The sequence below is a fragment of the Lactobacillus xujianguonis genome, from assembly GCF_004009905.1.
Lineage (GTDB): Bacteria > Bacillota > Bacilli > Lactobacillales > Lactobacillaceae > Lactobacillus > Lactobacillus xujianguonis.
The window spans coordinates 16,684-37,504 of sequence record NZ_ML136871.1 but is presented as its reverse complement, the minus strand read 5'-3'; the positions used below and the strand labels follow the sequence as shown (position 1 = coordinate 37,504).

At 36.0% G+C, this 20,821-nt stretch carries 16 protein-coding genes; 6 read left to right on the top strand and 10 right to left on the bottom strand.

Annotation, left to right across the window (positions count from 1 at the left end; genetic code table 11):
- Nucleotides 1-51: 51 nt before the first annotated feature.
- From EJK17_RS00170 to EJK17_RS00160, 3 genes are read right to left on the bottom strand one after another with little or no spacing between them, the layout of a single operon-like run.
- Nucleotides 52-2,853, bottom strand: coding sequence for a helicase C-terminal domain-containing protein (locus EJK17_RS00170; protein ID WP_127796091.1), 2,802 nt, complete (start codon nt 2,851-2,853; stop codon nt 52-54).
- 31 nt (nt 2,854-2,884) lie between these two features.
- Nucleotides 2,885-6,502, bottom strand: a complete 3,618-nt coding sequence (addA, locus tag EJK17_RS00165) for a helicase-exonuclease AddAB subunit AddA (RefSeq protein ID WP_103661201.1) — start codon at nt 6,500-6,502, stop codon at nt 2,885-2,887.
- A 6-nt stretch (nt 6,503-6,508) separates the two neighbouring features.
- The gene (locus tag EJK17_RS00160) at nt 6,509-9,988 is read right to left on the bottom strand and encodes a PD-(D/E)XK nuclease family protein (RefSeq protein ID WP_103661202.1); all 3,480 of its coding nucleotides are present in this window, start codon (nt 9,986-9,988) and stop codon (nt 6,509-6,511) included.
- 100 nt (nt 9,989-10,088) lie between these two features.
- Here EJK17_RS00160 and mvk point away from each other — a divergent pair, with 100 nt between their 5' ends.
- From mvk to fni, 4 genes are read left to right on the top strand one after another with little or no spacing between them, the layout of a single operon-like run.
- Nucleotides 10,089-10,997, top strand: coding sequence for a mevalonate kinase (gene mvk / locus EJK17_RS00155; RefSeq protein ID WP_103661203.1), 909 nt, complete (start codon nt 10,089-10,091; stop codon nt 10,995-10,997).
- 3 nt (nt 10,998-11,000) lie between these two features.
- Nucleotides 11,001-11,963 (top strand): diphosphomevalonate decarboxylase, encoded by a 963-nt coding sequence (gene mvaD / locus EJK17_RS00150; protein WP_103661204.1) that lies wholly within the window; start codon nt 11,001-11,003, stop codon nt 11,961-11,963.
- 40 nt (nt 11,964-12,003) lie between these two features.
- Nucleotides 12,004-13,086 carry a phosphomevalonate kinase gene (locus tag EJK17_RS00145; RefSeq protein WP_127796090.1) on the top strand — a complete coding sequence of 361 codons (1,083 nt, stop codon included), beginning with the start codon at nt 12,004-12,006 and terminating at the stop codon, nt 13,084-13,086.
- A 13-nt stretch (nt 13,087-13,099) separates the two neighbouring features.
- Nucleotides 13,100-14,116 (top strand): type 2 isopentenyl-diphosphate Delta-isomerase, encoded by a 1,017-nt coding sequence (gene fni, locus EJK17_RS00140; protein ID WP_127796089.1) that lies wholly within the window; start codon nt 13,100-13,102, stop codon nt 14,114-14,116.
- 33 nt (nt 14,117-14,149) lie between these two features.
- Here fni and EJK17_RS00135 read toward each other — a convergent pair whose 3' ends face one another.
- From EJK17_RS00135 to EJK17_RS00125, 3 genes are read right to left on the bottom strand one after another with little or no spacing between them, the layout of a single operon-like run.
- Complete coding sequence (locus EJK17_RS00135) at nt 14,150-15,565, bottom strand: RsmB/NOP family class I SAM-dependent RNA methyltransferase (RefSeq protein ID WP_103661207.1); 1,416 nt, start codon at nt 15,563-15,565, stop codon at nt 14,150-14,152.
- Nucleotides 15,546-16,517 carry a hypothetical protein gene (locus tag EJK17_RS00130; protein WP_103661208.1) on the bottom strand — a complete coding sequence of 324 codons (972 nt, stop codon included), beginning with the start codon at nt 16,515-16,517 and terminating at the stop codon, nt 15,546-15,548. The genes EJK17_RS00135 and EJK17_RS00130 overlap by 20 nt, the downstream gene beginning before the upstream one ends.
- A 2-nt stretch (nt 16,518-16,519) precedes the next feature.
- Nucleotides 16,520-17,263 (bottom strand): SAM-dependent methyltransferase, encoded by a 744-nt coding sequence (locus EJK17_RS00125; protein WP_103661209.1) that lies wholly within the window; start codon nt 17,261-17,263, stop codon nt 16,520-16,522.
- A gap of 86 nt (nt 17,264-17,349) precedes the next feature.
- Here EJK17_RS00125 and lepB point away from each other — a divergent pair, with 86 nt between their 5' ends.
- Together lepB and EJK17_RS00115 are read left to right on the top strand one after the other, a co-directional pair.
- Nucleotides 17,350-17,916: a signal peptidase I gene (lepB, locus tag EJK17_RS00120; protein ID WP_103661210.1), complete on the top strand. Its 567-nt coding sequence runs from the start codon at nt 17,350-17,352 to the stop codon at nt 17,914-17,916.
- A 49-nt stretch (nt 17,917-17,965) separates the two neighbouring features.
- Nucleotides 17,966-18,151, top strand: a complete 186-nt coding sequence (locus EJK17_RS00115) for an LBP_cg2779 family protein (RefSeq protein WP_103661211.1) — start codon at nt 17,966-17,968, stop codon at nt 18,149-18,151.
- 113 nt (nt 18,152-18,264) lie between these two features.
- Here EJK17_RS00115 and EJK17_RS00110 read toward each other — a convergent pair whose 3' ends face one another.
- The 4 genes from EJK17_RS00110 to EJK17_RS00095 are packed head-to-tail and all read right to left on the bottom strand — an operon-like array spanning nt 18,265 to nt 20,820.
- The gene (locus tag EJK17_RS00110; protein ID WP_103661212.1) at nt 18,265-18,753 is read right to left on the bottom strand and encodes a hypothetical protein; all 489 of its coding nucleotides are present in this window, start codon (nt 18,751-18,753) and stop codon (nt 18,265-18,267) included.
- A gap of 40 nt (nt 18,754-18,793) precedes the next feature.
- Nucleotides 18,794-19,114 (bottom strand): hypothetical protein, encoded by a 321-nt coding sequence (locus EJK17_RS00105; RefSeq protein WP_103661213.1) that lies wholly within the window; start codon nt 19,112-19,114, stop codon nt 18,794-18,796.
- 5 nt (nt 19,115-19,119) lie between these two features.
- The gene (locus EJK17_RS00100; protein ID WP_103661214.1) at nt 19,120-19,965 is read right to left on the bottom strand and encodes an ABC transporter permease; all 846 of its coding nucleotides are present in this window, start codon (nt 19,963-19,965) and stop codon (nt 19,120-19,122) included.
- Between the two features lie 15 nt (nt 19,966-19,980).
- On the bottom strand, nt 19,981-20,820 hold the full coding sequence (locus EJK17_RS00095; RefSeq protein WP_103661215.1) for an ABC transporter permease: 840 nt from the start codon (nt 20,818-20,820) through the stop codon (nt 19,981-19,983).
- Between the last annotated feature and the right edge of the window lies 1 nt (nt 20,821).

Genomic DNA, 20,821 nt, shown 5'->3' with positions numbered 1-20,821 from the left:
ATGCTAGCAAGATAAAAAACTATCGCAGCTATAATTACTCCAATTACGAATTTAATGGTTTGTCTTGTGTCGTCTCTGATCATAATTATCTAACTTACGTTTTAATTCCTTTTGCTTTACTTGTTCAACTTTTACCGGAATAACATCCAGAAATACTTTACCATAATCTTTGGTCCATAGACGTGAATCTAAGATCACAAATTGACCATGATCTTTTTCTCCGCGAATCAGCCGTCCCATTCCCTGTCTAAACCGAATCAAGGCCCGAGGTAAGCTATCATTTTGAAAAACATTAAGCTTTTGATCTTCTAAGCTCTTCTGTCTTAGCCTTACTTCTGGTTGATCTGGAGACTCGAAGGGAAGCTTAGTTGCAATTACAACGTTGATTTTACAATTATGAAAATCAATTCCTTCCCAGAAACTGTCTGCACCTAAAATAATTGCTCTTTTGGCAATACTAAAGCGTTTAGCAATTCGGTTATTTGAACCAGAAAGTCCTTGAGCTAAAATTTCAAAATCTTTTAGTGCCGGCTCATTGATAATCGCGGTAAATAGTTCCCTAATTTTCTCTAAATTAGTCATCAGTACTAAAACATGATCTTTGTGTTCCAAATTTTGGCTAATAATTTTTTGTAGAACCTGGTCATATTCTTCGCTATTTGGTCCTGGTAAATCTTTAACAGCTAAAACTTCCAAGTGCTTCTTGAAATTAAAGGTACTCTTACCAATGTAAGTTTCGGGATGAAGATCAGTTAAAGCCAAACGATTAATAATGTACTTAAAATTGCCATTAGTTGTCATCGTGGCACTGACAAAGAGCAAGTGATCAAAGCGAGAATAAATTTGAGTTAATTCATCAGAAACATCAAGCATCAGCCAATGCAGGTTTGTACTTAAAGGATCCTCAGGGCTAGTAATCATTAGGATGAAACCTTCTTGATCTAAGCTATCACTACTAATCAAGTCAGTTAATTGGTAACTTTTTTCTGAATAATAATCAAGTCGATCAATCTGGTCGGTAATCTCATTTAATAATTCTTGAAAGCCAGAAATATCTTCATTTTGATACAAATAAAATAGAATTTGATTAGTTTCATCTCTGACTTGTTCCAATTGCTTTACAAATTTATTTAATCCTTCAAGGAAGGAACTATTTTTAGGGAATAGTCCTTTTCCTTGAAAACTCAATTCCAAATTACCATTGGCTAAGATTGTTTGATTAATCGAGTTTTGCCGTTGGTTGTAAAGTATTTTCTGTAAATTATTAATTTGATTAATCAGTTCGAGAATTTCAGGATTTAATTTCTTTAACAAGAAGTTCAAATCAACGTTTTCTGAAAATTGTACTTGTACACCATCATCGGCATAATATAGCAAATTACGTAAGTGGCTTAATGTACCCCACAGTGCTTCAAATTGTAATGAGTCATTTCTAGAAGTAATGACGTTATCAGTAAAACGGTGGGCTTCATCAATTACTAAGTAAGGATTTTGTCCCCAAATTGTGTCCATGTAATGGTTAGCTAAATAGGCATGATTGGTTACTAAAATATCCGCTGCTTCTTGCCGAGCACGTGCCAAGTTCCAGAAGTCTGCTTCAGCGAATTTACTACCTACTCGAGCATCCCCTGGATGAGAGATCTGCACGAACAACGGTGCTTTGTAACTAGTCAGCTGCAATTCGTCTAAATCCCCAGTTTTAGTTTCAGTCAACCATACTAAAATCTGCATTTGTAAAACTAAAGTTGGCTTATTTGGCGTCCCGTTAAACAAACTCTGAACAAAACCATCTAGGTCAATGTAGTGACTACTTGATTTAACCACTTCAGCTTTTAAATCGAGCTGAGTAATCTTCAGCACCTGTGGGATTTCATGTTGAAGAATCTGTTCTTGAAGGACTTTTGTGGGAGTGGCGATGACTAATTTGCGACTTGAATAAAGTTGATAAGCATAGCTAAAAAGATATGAGAGAGTCTTCCCCGTCCCATTAGGCGCTTCAACTAACATGGCCCGTTGATTAGGGTCAGTAATGAATTGATGAAGATGATTAATTAAAGCAACCTGTGCCTTACGATAATTTAAGTGCCGTTTGAAAAGCTGTTTTTTGGCTTCATCTTCTTCAGGAAAATGATGATTATTATCGCTGCTAGAATCGACTTGATTATTTTGCTTTTGAAGCACGATATTTCTGACTTGCATATAATTCTTAGCTAGCGGCCGCTTTTTTTGTCGTAAATTATTTGCAATTGTGGTAATCACCCAGGACGTATCTCGTACCAATCCTTGAGCAAGTGAACTTAATGTATTCAAAGTTGCTTGTGGCAGCTGTTCTAAACGCTCAAAGATCTTTAATAATAAAATAGCAGTTCCATAAGCATCAGAATCCGCTTTGTGCGGATTTAAATGCTTAATTGCTAATTGGGATGTAAGATCACTTAACTTGTAGGAAGGTAAAGTGGGAAAAGCAATCTTAGCTAATTCCACAGTATCAATTGCGCGATTAGTTAGTGCTTCATAACCGTGTTGGACTAATTCATAATTTAAAAATGGAAAATCAAAGTCAACGTTATGGGCCACAAAAACTGCATCTTTTAAAATAGCGGTAAGTTTAGGCGCAAAATAGTCAAAATCCTTAGCGTTTTTAACGTCTTCATCATGGATTCCGGTAAGATTTTGCACTGATAATGGTATTTCACGGTGAGGATTAATCATAAAGGAGTAAGTTTTAACAACTTTCCTATTTTTGATAATTGCACAGCCAAATTGAATGATATGGTTATCATTTTCGCGTTGGGTGCCAGTAGTTTCTAGATCTACTACAGCAAAAGTATCTTGAGCAAAAATCTGGGCCATGTGCATCTCTCCCTTCATCATCTAATTATATCTAATCGACGGCGACAATTTTCTTAGCATCAAGTAAAATTAAGTATTTTCCAATTACTTTTTGTGAGCTAAATTCATTTAAGGCTTGTTCATATAGCCGCAACTGACCAGTGTATTTAGCCTTTATCTTATTAATTGCCAGTTCCAAATGAGCTTGATCAACGTGATCAGTTTTGTAGTCAAACAAAATAATACCATCATTTGTGATGAAATACCCATCGATTGTCCCGTGAACCAGGATCTTAGCATTGGGATCACTAAAATTATGAAATAAAGTCTTAGCTGCAAGTAAGCTTGAAAAATCAACTTCTCGTTTAAGTCGGTCGGGATGTTCCCAAAAGCCTTTAGCAAAGTCGCTATGAACGAACCATTCAATTTCATCTAACGAAATGCTGTCAACTATTTCTGGATTAAGTTTCTTATGATCAATTAAAGTTTGAATCTCTTGCTTTAAACTTGCTTCATCCCCTGCTCCAGTATAATCGTAATACTGCAAAAGAAGGTGAGTAGCCGTCCCCATTTCAGCCCCAGTAAACTTAGTCTCAAATAAAAAGTTAGGTTTTGTATCAATTGGCTGTAAGTAACGATTGGTAGAAGCATCTAAGCGCGCATTTTCTAATTCCTTAACAATTGGATCGTTGAAAGCACGCTTAATCTCTGAAACCGCCTGATAAGCCGTAGTTTGACTAGCATCTTTAAATGGATATCTGAAGTCATAAAGTTGGTTGACTGTTTTAGTTAATAAATCAAATTGCTGCTCATTCACATCATCAGTTTTGTCTTCGTCTGTCGTGATGGTTAATGCTTCATCATATTTAATATATAGAACTTTTTCGTTTTGATCAATTTCACTATCAATTTCTGAAATCTTCTGTGTTAAATGGTGGCCTAAATCAAGACTAGGTCCAATAAAACTTAAAGGACTAGTGGCTGATAATTTTGTAGCCAAAGGTAAATTGCCTTGATTATTTAAGGCAGCGGACCAAGTTTGGATCTTTTTAGCCAAATTACTGATATCACTAACTAAGATAAGCTTTTGCTTTGCTCTAGTTAAAGCAACATAGAGAATTCTGGCTTCTTCTTTAAGAATTTGTCCCTTCTTTTCGACATTTCCAATCGCTTTAACTAAGGAATCAACGCGATATTCTGGTTGTTTGATTGTTAAGCCAACATTGTTGTCGTTAATGATGTAATTCTGCCTTAAATCACGCATTTGATACTTATGCTCGAGCCCAACATAAAAGACAATTGGAAATTCAAGTCCCTTAGAACCGTGAATGGTCATTAAGCGGACACTGTTTCCCGCTTCTTTAGTTAATAATGGCTGGGCCAAATCTTTTTTACTTTGACGCATGCGATTAATAAAATTGATAAATTGATACAATCCTTTGAAGCCGGCACTTTCGTATGAAGTAGCTCGTTCATATAAAGCTTCCAGGTTTACTCTTCTTTGTTCCCCATTCGGTAAAGCTGTCATAATTTCTAATAAACTAGTGCGTTCATAAATGCTCCAGATTAATTCTGAAATCCGGTGGTTACTAGCAAAATTACGCAAATCTTCTAGTTGATTTAAAAAATCACCGACTTTTTTACTTAAAGCATCCCTTTTGCCAACATACGCAAGTAAGGCATTATAGAAGCTGGTATATTTGCTATTAACTCGTATTTGGGCTAATTTTACTTCATCAAAGCTAAATAATGGCGAGCGCAAAACTGCAACTAGAGGAATATCTTGATCTGGGTTATCAATAATTTTCAGATAATCCATCATGACCGTTAGTTCAAAAGTCTGAAAATAATTGGCTGCATCAGTAACAAATAACGGAATCTTGCTTTTAGCAAATTCTTGCATGATCTGCAAGTTGTCACTCCGGCTTCGCGTTAAGATTGCGATATCACTGTATCTAAAGTCACGTAAAGCGTGGGAGTGTGCATCATAAACTTGCAATTTTTCTTCTTTAAATTGCTTGATGCGGGCAATAACCATCTGAATTTCGGCAAAATCTAAATCGTCTTTTTCGTCATCATCATTATCACTACTAGTTCTTTGTTTTTCGTGAAAAATGATTTCACTAGCTTTATCCAGATGCTTTGGATAATAGGAGGCGCCATAGATAAGTCGACCCTCTTTTTGATAATCAATTCCTCCAAAATCACGACTAAGAACTGGATTAAATGAATCGTTCACAAAGTCAACGACAGTTTCTGTGGAACGGAAATTATCTGATAAAAGGATGCGTTTAGTAGCAAGATCATCATTACCGTAATTATGATATTTTTTCAGGAATAAACTTGGCTCAGCTTGACGGAAACCATAAATTGACTGCTTAACATCCCCCACCATAAAGAGAGTGTTTTGGTGCTCTTTTTTCAGTAATTGAATAATATTTTCTTGCAAGGCATTAATATCTTGATATTCATCGACTAGGATTTCTTTGAATTTGTTTTGATAAAAATCGCGTGCTACTTGAGAAGTCGAGGTATCTTGACTAAGAATCTTGAAAGCTAACTGTTCCATATCACTATAATCAAGCAGGTTCTCAGCACGTTTGAATGAATTAAAGCGATCAATTAGATCCTGTTCTGCTCGGCTGATGGTCATCATCAGTCGCTGTCCTTTTTTCATTAATTCAACTTGTTCTTTTTCACTAGTAGCAAAGAAAGAAGTAAAAGTCTCAAATACTTGATCTTTAGCTTCTTTTTTCAAGGCTTGACTTTCATCATAGAATTCAATGAGATCTTCATCCCACTTTTTTGATTTGCTGTAGCGACCAAGAAAAAGGCAATTGCGCAATAAAGACTGCAACTGATCGTAGTTTTGATCAGTTTTTAAAGCAGTCACAAAAGAATCAAGTTTTTGCGAAAAGCTGGCAAAATTATCCTTTACCTTAGCTAATTCTTTGGTTTCAATGATGGGGATATCAAGTAGTTTTTGTACTTTACTTTGCAAGTCACTAAAGGTGGTGACTAAATATGGCTTAATTTTCTCTTGCCAAAGCCTGGTTTGAACTAATTCTTTATCCCCTATTTCATAACTTTGGGCCAACTTGGTTAACCAACGTTGATAATTGGGACGAGCCATGGCAAAGTCGTACAAATCTAATAATAGGTTGCGGGCAGCGTCAGCATCCCGATCACCAGCAAAATTCTGGTAAAAATCAATAAAATTCTGATCCTTGGCAGTTAGTTTTTCCGCTTCAATTTCCTTTAGAGCTCGCTCTTTTAATAAGGCAGCTTGTGTTTCATCAGTCAAAATGCTAAAACTGGGATCAAGATCGACTACGTAATAAAAACGATGAATCACATCTAAACAGAAAGCATCAATAGTAGAAATATTGGCAGTATCAACTTGATTTAATTGTTCGCGTAAATAATCCTGATTTTGGTCAGCCTGCTTTAAAGCCTGTGATAATTCATTTTTGATCCGGGTTTTCATTTCTTCAGCGGCAGCTTTGGTAAAGGTGACCACTAATAGTTGATCAACACTTGTTCCTGATAAAATTTGTTTTAACACGCGTTGAACTAAAACTGTAGTCTTTCCTGAACCAGCAGAAGCTGACACCAAAATATCATGTCCGCGATCATTAATTGCTTGTTCTTGTTCCTTGGTAAAAGGCATTGCTTGTTAATCCTCTTTCTGTAGTTTAGCTTTGATTTGGGTTAGTAATTCTTTCTTCGATAATTTATCAATCTCATGATATTGATTTTGTCTCAGCATGGCATCAAAGAAGAAAATATCACGATAATCTGAATAGGTTAAAGCATTCTTGCTCTTGCCGTATCGGTATGGGTTTAATTCAATCTTACCTGACAAAATTTGATGGGATGCTTCTTTGATGAGATATTCATCGTAATCAAGTAAAAGCTTAATTTCGTCTTCACTAAAGTTGCGATCTTTAGGCAAGCTAAAATCCCCATCTTTCTTAGTTTTAACTTGTTTATATAATTGCGATGAAGTTGAGTGAGAACCATTTAATAAAGGTTCAGCTTCATCTAGCAATTCAGGATCATTTGCAATTAGACCGGTATACATTAGTTGTGGCTTACTATCAATCGCACTTTCTTTCAGATTAAGATGAGCGTCAAATAAACTGCTACTGTTTAATCGTTCAAGTTGTCTAGTTACTGTTTGATAAAAGGCCCCTAGTAAGGATAATTCCTGCTGCCCTGCAAAGAACTTTCCATTACGGCTTAAAACATCAAGATAAGAAACCATCTGTAAGGCTATTCCATGATAAAACAGGCCTAAATCAAAGTTCTTAGCAGAAGATTTGTAGTCGATAACTTGGGCTAAAACTTGATTATGCTCTGTCATCGGTGCTAAGTCTACTCTGTCCATCTTTCCACGCAAGTCTACCACGTGTTTACCAGCTAGATCTGGCACCTCAAGACTTAAGCCTTGGACCTTTTCACCTAAACCAAAACTAAGTTCTGAATATTTAGCTCTTAATGGTGTCTGCTTTAAACTGCGGTGCCAATTATAAGCAACTTTAGATGTAGTTTGATCAAGACATTTGAATAAGAATTGATTGAAAGGATCAGTCATTAATTGCGCATATTTCCCTTCTTCTTGCATCTTTTGCCGCGCAGTTATCAATAGTTGTCCTAATTCTTGTTGATTGATTTGGGCTAAATCTAAATGTTGCTGGTTTAACTCTTTAACTAAACGATCAAAGGTTTCGTGAAAATAATTTCCAGCTTGAATCACATCTAATTCGTTTTCGAAGCGGCGATGCAGGCGTAAACCATAAGTTAAGAAGTACTCATAAGAATTTTGGTAAAAAGTTTCTAGCTGGGAGACCGATGAATTTAAGTTTTGACCATACAAGTTTTGCGCCAAGTCTGGGCCGAGATCTTTAGGCGTATTGTCAAAATCACTAGCTGCTAGCACTTTTTCAGTCTTTTCTGGGATGTGTTTTTTAGTGATGGCAAGTAATTCAGTCACCGCTTTAGATGGCTCAATTGTATTTAAATATGCTAAATAACCAAGACTAGCGTCTGAATTAGTAATAAACGATAAAATATCTTGAGTTCTTTCAGGTAAATCATGTTGCGTTAATTCGTTTGCTCCTAAAGCTTTTAACCGTTCATAGTATAGTGAAGGCTCTAGTTGTTCGTTAGCAGCATTTAAAACTGGATAAGAAAGATAAACTCGCTTTTCAGCTAACGCCAGCGCCAAACCAAATTGATAGTTTTGATCTAAGTTGTTTAACTTTTGCGCATCTTCAAGAGAAGCATGATTGTTAAGGGCTTGAGACAGCTTTTCCAAGTTTTCTGAACTTAAAAAGCTAGGTGTCTTCTGAATATTAGGTAAATTACCACTGTTGGCGCCAATAATGAAAACTTGCTTGTAGCCACTGTTTTGGACCATCCCTATTTCTGAAAGGTTGACTGCATCGAGTGTTGACGGAATTTGCGAGAAATTGGCTTCCCTAAAGCTAGTATTGAGCATCTCAAAAAAGCCGTTAATTTCAAATTCTTTAGGATTAATCAAGAGATAATCTCTTAGCAGCTGAATTAATAAGTTCCACAACTGTTCAGGTTGTTGTGCTTGTTGTAAATCACCATAGTCGTTAGCGACATCGCGCCATTGTTCTAGTCGTTTAGGCACACCGTTATCAGTTAGAAAGTTAAAGAAAATTGTTAATGCCCGTCGACTGTCAGATTCATTTTTTAATTCCTTAAGCAGTTTAGTTAGCTTAGTAATAATGAAATTGCGTAATTTATCAATTTTAGCCACTTCTTCGGGCATTTTATCTAAACGAATAACCTCTGCAGTCAAATAGTCGTCAAAGTTTTTATGCCAATATTGGTGGTTAATCCCATGAGCAAGCACAAAGTTCTCTAATTCATCGACATCGTGTAAATATGCGGCCTCATCTTGATACCAAGACGGAATTAGTAGACGAGTTTTTAAGATAGTGATGATATTTTGCGTTTGCAATGGCCTTTTGATTAACTGCGCAATATTTTCAATCAAAACAACTAAGGGATGGTATTTCATCTCTTGTTGTAGGTCGTTAAAGAATGGAATTTTGTTTTGTCGTAAAATTGGAATTAAATAAGTTTCATATTCATGAAGATTAGGTGCTAAAATCAAAAAATCTTTGTAGCGGTAGTTGCTCAGGGCCACTTGTTGATAAATCGTCCGCGCTACAAAATAAGCTTCTGCATAACGAGAGTCAGCTTTAATTAATTGGATTTGTTTTAAGTCACGATTAGGGGCAATGTTACCGTTAATCCAGACCGTGTTTAATACTTCTCTACTGCTCTGCTTAGGGGCAACAGGGAAAGCTGTGGCTGTATATTCTGATTTTTGGGCATCTAAGAAGTCAGTGATCTTTTTAATCGTTTGCTGAATGACATAGTCATACTCTCCTGCTTGAGTATTAGGATTGATACTGCCAACTTTTGTTTTAAAGGCAAAAGTAACGTCCTTAGCGTGACGCATTAATAGTTGCAAGGTTAAATTCTCTTGCGGCGTAAAGTGAGAAAAGTCAGTAAAGTAAAAACTCATTTTAGACAGATCTCGTTTATTTAAAATTGTGTTTAATTGCAATTCAACTTCATTTTTAGTTGAAAATTTCCCCGAAATCTGTTCCATGAATTCATAATAAATAATTCTTAAATCGTGAATTTTATTCTTAGCTTCAACGGTTAGATTAGTTTGGTTGAAGTCATCAAAATCGACATTTTCACTGTGAAATTGAAGAATTGTGTTATAAAGCTGCTTAACTAAACCAGAATTGACTGTAACATTTCTGAATAGTAGTAATTCATCTTTCTTCTGACTAATGATTTTAGCTAAGAGCATTGCTCCCGCCGCATCATCAAGCTGGGTTGGTAATCCCTCTTCAGCATCTTTTAAGAAATACCAAGCTAACCGCGAAAATGAGAGCACTTGCAGATTCTTAACAGAAGTAACTGTTTTTTGTTCACTGATAGCAAGTTTGTTTATTGCCTTAATTTCTGTGGTAAACTTAATGTGATTTGGGACAATGATAAAAGTTTCATATTCTGGATGTTGCTTGTAGTTTGCTACTGCCTGTTCCAGAATTTTTTCTTGTAATGGGTCGGTTTGTCTTCCTGTAATAATTTTGATCATTTGTTCGTAACTCCTTATTTCTATATTTTAGCATAGGAGTATTATTCATGAAATATTAGTGATTAAGGATGAAATATTAGTGATTAAGGATGGAATAAAAATGAAGTCTAGTTATTTAGCTCATGGTAAGGTGATCTTGATTGGTGAACACTCTGTTGTTTATGGCTACAATGCCCTTTGCTTGCCAATTAAGTCACTACATATTAAGACCACGGTTGAAGCCAGTGAAAAAATGTGGATGGATACCCAAAAATATCATGGTCCTTTTTTTGAAGCACCAGCTGAATATGATGGTCTTAAATATGTGGTCAAAACTATGCTCCAAAAAACTAATAGTGATGCTAATTTAAAGATTACTTATACCGGTGAAATTCCGATGGAACGAGGCTTTGGCTCTAGTGCTACCGTTGCTCTAGGTACAACTAATGCCATGAATGATTATTTTAAGTTAAATTTGTCAGAAGCAGAGATCATGGCAATTACTAATCATGCAGAAATGATCAATCACGGCAAGGCTTCTGGCTTAGATGCGGCGACGGTTAATTCTGATTACCTAGTCTTCTTTAATAAACAAGATGGTCCTAAAAAGTTGTCTGCAAAATTAAATGGGACTTTACTCATTATGGATACTGGGCAGTTGGGCAATACTAAAGAAGCTGTTACTAAAGTTCGTCAGCAATATGATCAAACTCAAGCTGCTAAAGAAAAATTAGCTCAATTAGGCCAGTTAGCTGATCAAACTCAAGCAGCTTGGCTTAAACAAGACCAAGCCGCAGTTGGAAGTTGTTTTAACCAAGCGCAAGAGATCTTGGCCAGTTTTGGCTTATCAACGAGTAAGATTGATCAATTAAGAGAAATTGCTTTGGCAAATCATGCTCTAGGTTTCAAATTATCTGGTGGCGGCTTAGGTGGTATCGTTATTGCCCTTTGCACTAGTCCTGAGCAAGCTGAAAAGATTGCTGCGGCAAGCAAAGAATTAATTAGTAATTATTGGATTGAGGAGATATAGTCAATGAAAGCAACCGCACGGGCGCATACAAATATTGCGCTAATTAAATACTGGGGTAAAGCTGATGCTAAGTTACGCTTACCTTTAATGTCTAGTCTTTCAATGACTTTAGATGCTTTTTATTCTGACACAACTATTGAAAGAGCTGAAGAGAATTCAGAATTTTATCTAAATGGGCAAAAACAAAGTGGTCAAGCTGCTCAACGAGTTTTTAACTATCTTACGCTTTTACAAGAAAAGTTTGACCTTCATGATCCACTTTCAGTCCATTCAATTAATCATGTGCCCACTGCTGCTGGTCTTGCTTCTTCAAGTTCGGCTTTTGCGGCCTTAGCAGCTGCTTTTTGCAAATTTTATCAATTAGAAGTTACGCCGAAAGAATTATCACGCTTAGCTCGATTAGGATCCGGCTCTGCTAGTCGCTCGGTTTTTGGCGGTTTTGCAATTTGGCAAAAAGGGACAGACGATGAGAGTTCATATGCTTATGCGATTGATGAAACGCCAAAAATGGATTTGCATTTGTTAGCAGTTGAATTGAATCAACAGCCCAAGAAGTTGTCTTCTACGCAAGGGATGAAGGATGCACAATCCTCACCTTTCTTTACTCCGTGGATTAAGCGCAATGATGCTGAATTAAAAGAAATGGTTAAAGCAATTGAAGCTAATAATTTTACTAGTTTAGGAGAATTAGCTGAATTAAACGCTAACGAAATGCATGCTATTAATTTAACGGCACAACCTGGCTTTACGTATTTTGAACCTAATACAATTAAGGCAATTAAATTAGTGCATGAATTAAGAAAACAAGGAATTGAATGTTATTACACAATTGATGCTGGACCAAATGTTAAAATACTAACACCCTTAAAAAATGTAAAAGATATCGAAAAAAACTTTGAGTCGCAATTTAATAATGTTAAGATAGTGAATGCAAGTTTTGGTCCAGGTATTTCTTATTTGGACTAATCGTAGATTGAAAGCTTAATAGATTAGAGGATTAAATTCTTTGATAGTAGAAAAAGCTCCCGGTAAGTTATATATTGCCGGTGAATATGCAGTTTTAGAACCAAATTGCCCTGCTATTTTGGTTGCCGTAAATCAATTCGTTCGTGTATCAATTTCAGAAAATAAGACCGGTACAGGTTTAATTCACTCCAAACAGTATTCACAAGATTCAATTCATTGGGTTCGTAAAGGCTCAAGAATGGTAATTGATAATCGTGATAACCCATTTGAGTATATTTTATCGGCTATTTCTTATACTGAAAGATACTGTCTTGAACAACACATCAAGATGAATGTTTATGATTTACATGTTAATTCAGATTTAGACTCTGCTGATGGTAAGAAATATGGTTTAGGCTCAAGCGCCGCTGTCACTGTTGCCACTGTTAAAGCCATTTTACGGTTCTATGGTGTTAAATTTAGCAATGAATTAGTTTATAAACTTTCTGCTATCTCACACTATTCTGTCCAAGGTAATGGTTCAGCTGGTGATATTGCTGCTAGTGTTTATGGTGGCTGGCTAGCCTACCAAACCTTTGATAAAAAGTGGCTTGAACATGAATTAGCTACTAAATCACTTTCAAGTGTGATTAATGAAGCTTGGCCGGATTTAAAGATTGAACTTTTAACTCCACCAAAAAAGATGAAGTTAATGATCGGTTGGAGTCAAAAGCCCGCTTCTACTTCTCGCCTGGTAGATGAAACTAATGCAAATAAGGATGCTTTAGAGACTGAATATCAAACTTTCTTACAAAATTCTCGTCGTTGCGTTTTGAAGATGGTTGAAGGGTTTGAAAAGAGTAACATTGCCCTAATTCAAGAACAAATTAAGATTAACCGTAAATTGTTACAACATTTTGCGAAGATTAATCATATCGCTATCGAAATCCCTCGCCTAACTAAGTTAATTAACATTGCCGAAAAATTTAGTGGTGCTGCAAAAACATCTGGCGCTGGTAACGGTGATTGTGGAATTGTCATTACTGACGAGAAGACGAATGTTGCTGCTTTAGAGCAAGAATGGCAAAAGAATGGTATTCTACCATTGAACTTCCATGTTCATCAAATTAACTTCGCCCATTAAAACAGAGGTTTTTATGTCTAAAAGATCTGAAAGAAAAGAAGAACATCTGGCATTAGCTCAGATGTTTTTTAATAAAAAGAAAAGCAATAGTTTTGATCAGATGCAACTGTTGCGCCCTGCTCTTCCTGAAACTAAGGTTGATTTGAATAGTATTCAGACAAGTCTGTTTGGTAAACAAGTTGCTGCCCCATTTTTTATTAATGCCATGACTGGCGGTTCAACTAAGTCTTTAGGAATTAATCGCGCTTTAGGAGAAGTAGCACGTAAAACGAAGATTGCTTTAGCCTTAGGTTCAGCAAGTATTTTGGTTAAAGAAAAAGACCAACTAGAAAGCTTTGATGTTGCTCGTGAGGCTAATCCAGATGGGATCGTTATTGCTAATGTTAATCCGGCCACTCCAGCCTCTTCATCTAAAGAAATAGTTGAGCAGTTACAAGCTGACGCCTTGCAAATTCATTTAAATACCGTGCAAGAAATTGCAATGCCTGAAGGCGATCGGAATTTTACTTGGTTAGAAAATTTACAAGAAATTCGCCAAACAGTCACTGTTCCAGTGATCATTAAAGAAGTGGGTTTTGGCTTAGATCAAGCTACGATTCATCACCTAAAAAATGAAGGCTTCACTTGGTTTGATGTAGCAGGCAAAGGTGGTACAAATTTTGCTGAAATCGAAAATTCTCGTAATCAGCTTGATTTGTCCTACTTAGAAGAACTGGGGCTTTCGACCGTTATTTCTGCTCTCATGGCGCAAAAAGAAGCTGTCAACTTTATAGTTTCTGGTGGTGTTAGAAATCCCCTTGATGTCTTAAAGGGATTGGTCTTAGGCGGAAAAGCTGTTGGAGTAGCTAATACTTTTTTACAAGCTTTAACTGAACATGATCAGGATTATTTATTACAAATGATCAAAAATTGGCAACAACAATTAGCGGCTTTGTTTGCGGTTTACGGTGTTTCTGAAATAAAGCAAGTCACAAAAATTAAATCTTATTTTGATTTACCATTAAAAACTGAGATTGAACAATTAATTTAAAAAGATCTGGGAAAATTCCCAGATCTTTTTACGTTAGTTTTTCTTTAGAATACGCAATCCTTTAGGATAAAAGTTCTTTAAGATTTTTTGACCTGTGACTTTACCAAAACTAAAAATTAAATCTTGATAACTCACTAGCACAAATCCCTTTAAGTTAGTATCAACCTTAACGGTTTCTCCATGTAAATAACTTAAATAGTCTTCCCGTTGTGCTAAATCAACAACCCGAGTCTGTGATACTTGACCTAAAACTTCGGCTAGTTGATGACTAGGTTCCAAACGCTTTTTCTTAAGTAAGCCCAATTCTAGCCCATTATTAACAATCTTTAAGCCGCGTAACTTACTTTCATCAGTTAATGCAGGAATGAAAACATGATCCTGGCGTACTAAAGCCTGTTTTGACCACTGTTTTAAAGCAATTGGTAAATCAAATTGATCCAGAACTTCCCCAACCAATTTGCGTTCATCTACTGTTAAGGCTAGTTTGTTATGTTGCTTTTTCTTATTTTTCATATTTTTCTTAACTTTTTTCTCATTCACCATAGCTGGTTCGCCACTCTTTTGTAAGATAGCCGCAAACTGTCCTTCGCCAACATTATCTTGAGGCCAAAAACGTAAAGTCTCTTTTAATTCAACTAAATTACTGTTAGTCCATTCTGGATGACCGTGACTAATTTTAGTTGAAGTTATTTCAGGAATTGGCAAAACCTTAAAGCCTTCCTGTTCAACTAACCAAGCGACAATTTCTTCATCTTCTTCAGGAGAAAAAGTACAAGTTGAATAAATCAACTTTCCACCCGGCTTTAACATTTTGACCGCTTGCTGCAAGATTTCTTTTTGCCGACTTTGACAGGTTAAAATATATTCTGGTGACCAATAGTTAATTGCATCGGGGTTCTTACGAAACATCCCTTCCCCACTACATGGGGCATCAACGACGATTTTGTCAAAAAAATCAGGAAAATTCTTAGCCAAAGTTTCTGAATCGTTATTAGTAATTAAAGCATTGCTAATCCCCCATCGCTCGATATTTTCACGTAAAGCCTTCACGCGAGTGCCGGAGATTTCATTAGCGACTAATACGCCCTCGCCTTTTAACGCTTGTCCTAATGCAGTACTCTTACCTCCTGGAGCAGCGCAAAGATCTAAGACCTTTTCTCCTGGTTTAACTTTGGCAATCTTTGCTGGAAACATGGCTGCAGGATCCTGCGAGTAGACCGTGCCGCTTACCCATTCTGGATCCTGACCGTTAACTTCGCCATAATAGGCATTATCAAGATCAGGAACTGCTTCATCTTGATCATAACTAACTTGTTGAATCGCCTTTAACGGGTTAACCCGATAAGCCTTTTTAGTGTTCTGATTTATTGCTGCAAACATTTTAGCAGCTTCATCTTTGCCTAAAAGTTTTTCAAATTTTTCTTTAAAACTAGTTGGTAGGTTTAACAACTTTTTGTCCCTTTCTTTTGAAAATATACCAAGCAAATAAGTAAGCAATGACAGCTATTAGCCAATTCAAGAATAAAAGTAAGATCAAATGGTCTGGTGCCTTAAAGAAGGCTTTCCACCATAAAATTAGGAATGCAATTACGCATAATAAGCCCTCTATCAAGATTAAACGCAAGCTGCGATTAATTACCCAGTTACGTAGTAATTTGCCCTTGAGGTGGGTTATTTGCCGCTTCTGCATCATCATAATTAATAAATTAGCAATCACGGCAACAATCCAGTAGAGCAAAATTAAGATAATCTCATTGACAACTGAAAATGGCTTAATTTGGTGTTGTTTAACAAATTCTGGTGTACTTACCTTAGTATGATAATGCCGCGCTAATTTTTTAATCACTTTTGGTGAAGAATCAATCACAATCCGGTAGTTCTTTAATTGACTCTTGGCAGTTGGTTGATCAATACCTGTTGACAAATAATACTTATTACGCTCAATTTGTTTAAAATTCTTCAGTTCGCCGATTACGGTATAGTAGTGGCCATGATTCAATAAGTATTGATTTCCTTGAACTTTTAGCGTCTTGTATTTAGAATTTGCACCTAGAACCGCAAAAGAAACTCGACCAGAAAAGTCATCAATTGAAAAATATTTACCAGATTCAGTAGGCAAAGGAATGATATTCCGATTTGCCCATACCAGGATTTGTTCTTGCTCATTTTTATTATCTAAGTGCAACTGAATCTTATTCTTTTTAAAATACTGATTTAAATATTGTAAGAACGAACTAACACTTTTATTACTATTAACCTGCAATTGTCTGGTGTTATTACTTAAGCCATGAGCTTCAAGTAGCTGATCAGCTTCTCTTGATTGGACATTCGATAGAATACTACCAGTTCCAAGAAAAGTCAGAAAAACTACGAATATTAAAAAAATCTTTTTCCAATTCATATCTAATCGATCTCGTATATCTTTTCCTCTATAAAATCATAGCTAACAAAAGACTGATTGATCTTTCTGATAGCAGGTGAATGTTTAAATTGCATCTCTTGCCAAAATTCCGGCGTATTTGTTGCTCCGTCTCGTTCACCAATAAAAAGCAAATAGCTTTGGGGTGAATATTTGCGCCAACAATCGACCACGTCTAAATCACTATGCCCAAAATTCGGAGACCATGAGCAAAGAATTAAGTCAGCGCCAGCATATTTTTTGATTGCTGCAGCCGCTTCTAAATCCTCCACCGGAAAAAAGGTCTCTCGACCTGTAGCAGACGTCTTAGCCCATTCAAGTGAATCGGTTGCGACCGCTTTAATTCCAGTTTCATGAAGGGCCATAGACCAGTAAGCATTCCCCGCCATAATTTCCAAGGCTGATTCGACATTTAATTCTTTTTGAATTAAATTAGCAGTCTGCATATTAGGCAGCGACCAGATACCGTATTTAAGTGAAAGATATTGCCGGACACTGTTCAATAAATGATCTACTACTTTCAACTGTTTTTGTTTAGCGGGGGTTAATTGCTTTTCCAATTCTGCAGCTTCATCTGGTAATAATCCTAACCTTGCAGGTTGATTTGCAATTACCTTTTTCTCAGCAACTGCCGTCACTATTTGATTAATCTCTTTGACTTGGTGGCTGATTTCTGGCACCTGCAGTTCTTGCATTAATGTGTTTAATTTTGTTAAATACTTTGTCATCGTTCATCTACCTTAATAATGATTTTACCATTCAGTAAGCTGAAAATCAGTTATAATAAAAGACAGCATAAATAAGGAGAAATTTTATGGCAAAAAATAGAAAAAAGAAAAATGATGATGAAGGCATAGGCAGTTTTATCTTAGAATTTGTGATTATGCTGGCAGTTCTAAGTGGGATTTATTACTGCCTCTTCACCTTTGTCTTTTCAAATGAAACTGTTTCAGGGCCATCAATGCAGCCGACTTTTGAAAATAATGATCGCTTAATTGCAGTACGGCACTTTGATCTAAAAAGAAATGATATTGTCATTTTAAAGGCCCCTGATGAAAAGAATGCCTTATATATTAAGCGAGTAATTGGTCTGCCGGGTGATATGGTCACCTCTAAGAATGATAAACTATATATCAATGGTAAGCACGTTTCTGAGCCCTATTTAAACAATAGTTTAGCTAAAAAAGCGACTAAGGGCGGACAGCTATATACTAACAACTTTACCTTGCGTCGACGAGTACCGAAGAATTCTTATTTTGTAATGGGTGATCACCGTGATGTTTCCAAAGATTCCCGTTACTTTGGTTTTGTTAAGCGTTCAGCGATTATTGGTGAAGTCAAATTAAGGTACTGGCCATTAAATCAATGGAGAGTTTTCTAAGCTTTAATCAAATTAAAATGTTAAAATTAAAGTGTAAGGAGAGATAACAATGAATCAAGAAGATTTATCAGATGCAATCATTGATTACCAAGTAAAACATCATATTAATGATACTGATTTAGCTTTTGCTAGTCACCTTTCAGTTGAAAAAGTACATGCAATGAAAACTGGCGATGGTATGTTTACTGACGAAGAAGTTAATCAGATTTATGATTACATGTCAGCTAATGCTTAGTTATTTACTAGCCCGGACAAAGTCCGGGCTATTTTTTTTGTCTTTTTTGAGAATGATTTAGTAACAACAGGTTTTCACTATACAATTGTATATAACAAAAAGGCTTCCTAACCTCATTTAGTTAAGAAGTCTTTTTTCCACTTGTTATTAATCTGCGCTTCAACAAATTTATTGAATAACCATAAATTGACAACCCCAATTATTAGATCGGCAATCAGTAATTCAAGATCAATCATCCAAATTGGATCATTGTAAACCTGCCCTTTCATTTGGTGAGCCATATGTGCATTTAAGAAGTTGGTCATATGCCCTGCGATCATACTCCCGAAGTACACAATGACAATGGCAATGATTGCCATGACTAATAATCTAATCCAGACGGTATTTTTGACTGACAAGGCATCAACTAGTGCTTTACTTAAAAAATCAACGAAGCTGACCATGACGTAAACAAAGACTGCTAAAAGTAATAAAAATAAAACTTTAAATAGTACCGCTCCACTATCGTGCACATCACCTGGCCAAAAGCCCCAAGCATTAAGTGTTTCAATTAAAGGATTTTTGATCTTTAACCTTGTTAAAGCTACTAGAAAAATTAGCACGTTTTGCAATAAGAATAAGTAGATGCAAGTTAAAATCGTACTAAATAATGTTGCTCAACCATAACTTAGCATTTGAAACTGGAATCAAGTTCCAAGTTTGGCTTAAATTGATTTTTTCATTACGATAGGATGATAAAACTGCATAAACAATGTCCATTAATAAAGTTATGCCAACCGCTGTTTGGAAAATAACTTCCCAATAATATTCTGAAGACATAAAATATGACGAATAGATTTGATGTTCATCTCGACTGAACAAAGTTAGAATTGCAATGAAAATTAAAGCAATTACTTGTAAAACCAAGATTAGATTAGCATCTTTTCGTTTTTGCAAAAATTGTTGCTTAATAATGGCTGCCACTACTCTCACCTATCCTTTCTTGGTTCCCAATATTTGTGACCTAACCAGAGATCTAGACCGCCGAAAACAATAATGCCAGCGATAAATTCAAGATTTTCTAGCCACATTGGATTTTCATAAATAAATTCGCCACCGTTTTTACGTACGAGATAAGTGTTTTGAATATAGTAGTTAGTTAAATGGTGATTAATTGATAAGCACAGGTAAACGCAAATCACTGCTACAATTGCAAAAACCAATAGTTTAATCCAATTGGTATTGCCATTTGGCAACACTTCACTAATAGTCTTGGAAGAATAATTTACAAAAGTGACCATTGTGAAAATCAACAAAACCATAGCCACTAGAAATTCTAAAGTCTGTAAAGTTGTCCAAAAATCATTGTTGCCAATACCAATTACCTTTTTGAGATCTAGCCAAAGATTGCGATGTCGATCAATTTCAAAGGGAATTGCCGAAAAGAAACCAACAACTAATTGAATAATAAAAATATAGGCGCAAGCAAGTAAACTAGAAAATAGGTTGATCAGCCAAACCTGATTGGTTGAAGCTGGTACTAGTTGCCAAGATTGACTACTATTTACCCGTTCATTTTGCCAACATAGCAAACCGCAAAAGATCATATCTGCGAAGATTGAAAATAAGATGACAGAGCCTACTAATAATTCTGGCCAGTCTTGTCCAATGCCCATAAAGAAATTAGAAATTGACTGCTGTGTCCCTTTAGGATCAGTAATGACTGAAGTGAAAAATACAAAAATAATTGCAAAAGCTTCAATGAGCAGCACTAAATTGGCATAATGACGCTTTTGGACAAATAATTGGCGGGTTAAAGATTTAAAAACTCCCATTTTGTCACCTTCCCCTTAGTTAGCCTTAGCTTCAACAAATTTTTCGATTAAAAGATAGTTCAAACCACCAAAAAGGACATCAGCAACTAGGAAGAGTAAGTCAGTATACCAAATTTCGTTACCACTACCAGCACTAACAAAGTCAAAGGCAAAATTACCTAAACTATTGAAAAATAAACCTAGTAAGTAAATGACAACGATTAAGGTAACAACTCTAATTACAAAGATAAAGAAGCCATTAGCTGAAGGTAAAAAGTCAATTACAGCTCTGGATACAAAGTGGTAGAAACTAACAATTACGTACCAAAAGAGTCCAATTAATATTGCAGCTATAAAAACAGCCACAAGTCCTAACCATGCAAAATTGTCACCAGGATGGTATTTAGCAATCTCACTAAAGCCTTTTGCCAGCCCTGCTCTCACATCACTAGAGCTAAGATAAACAATGCCACTAACCACCAGGGCAACTAAGAATTGTAAAATAGCCAAATAAATAAAACTGGCAAATGAACTCAAAGTATTGCAAAGATAGATCTTACCATTGCTCATAGGAACTAAGCGCCAAGTCTGACTACGGTTGATCTTTTCGTTTCTCCAGCTGGTCATTAATAAGTAGACTGGCTGAGCAATACTGCTAAGGCCTAAGAAAACGCCAGCAATGCTTAAAATCCAAGCTACAAGCGCATTAACTTTTACTCCAGCAATCATGGCATGATCATAAGAACCAGGACCAGCACTGATCAAGCCAAAAATCACAAAGATAATCGCCGCGATTAGTTGAATTAAAAATACTAAATAAGTGGTTTTACTTTTCTGTTTAAAAAGTTCTCTAAAAAGTGTTCCAAATGAAGTCATA

What these genes read in the sequence shown, in the direction of transcription:
- EJK17_RS00170 (WP_127796091.1), bottom strand. Translation starts at nt 2,853, where the DNA reads ATGGCCCAGATTTTTGCTCAAGATACTTTTGCTGTAGTAGATCTAGAA.
- addA (WP_103661201.1), bottom strand. Translation starts at nt 6,502, where the DNA reads ATGCCTTTTACCAAGGAACAAGAACAAGCAATTAATGATCGCGGACAT.
- EJK17_RS00160 (WP_103661202.1), bottom strand. Translation starts at nt 9,988, where the DNA reads ATGATCAAAATTATTACAGGAAGACAAACCGACCCATTACAAGAAAAA.
- mvk (WP_103661203.1), top strand. Translation starts at nt 10,089, where the DNA reads ATGAAGTCTAGTTATTTAGCTCATGGTAAGGTGATCTTGATTGGTGAA.
- mvaD (WP_103661204.1), top strand. Translation starts at nt 11,001, where the DNA reads ATGAAAGCAACCGCACGGGCGCATACAAATATTGCGCTAATTAAATAC.
- fni (WP_127796089.1), top strand. Translation starts at nt 13,100, where the DNA reads ATGTCTAAAAGATCTGAAAGAAAAGAAGAACATCTGGCATTAGCTCAG.
- EJK17_RS00130 (WP_103661208.1), bottom strand. Translation starts at nt 16,517, where the DNA reads ATGAATTGGAAAAAGATTTTTTTAATATTCGTAGTTTTTCTGACTTTT.
- EJK17_RS00125 (WP_103661209.1), bottom strand. Translation starts at nt 17,263, where the DNA reads ATGACAAAGTATTTAACAAAATTAAACACATTAATGCAAGAACTGCAG.
- lepB (WP_103661210.1), top strand. Translation starts at nt 17,350, where the DNA reads ATGGCAAAAAATAGAAAAAAGAAAAATGATGATGAAGGCATAGGCAGT.
- EJK17_RS00115 (WP_103661211.1), top strand. Translation starts at nt 17,966, where the DNA reads ATGAATCAAGAAGATTTATCAGATGCAATCATTGATTACCAAGTAAAA.
- EJK17_RS00100 (WP_103661214.1), bottom strand. Translation starts at nt 19,965, where the DNA reads ATGGGAGTTTTTAAATCTTTAACCCGCCAATTATTTGTCCAAAAGCGT.
- EJK17_RS00095 (WP_103661215.1), bottom strand. Translation starts at nt 20,820, where the DNA reads ATGACTTCATTTGGAACACTTTTTAGAGAACTTTTTAAACAGAAAAGT.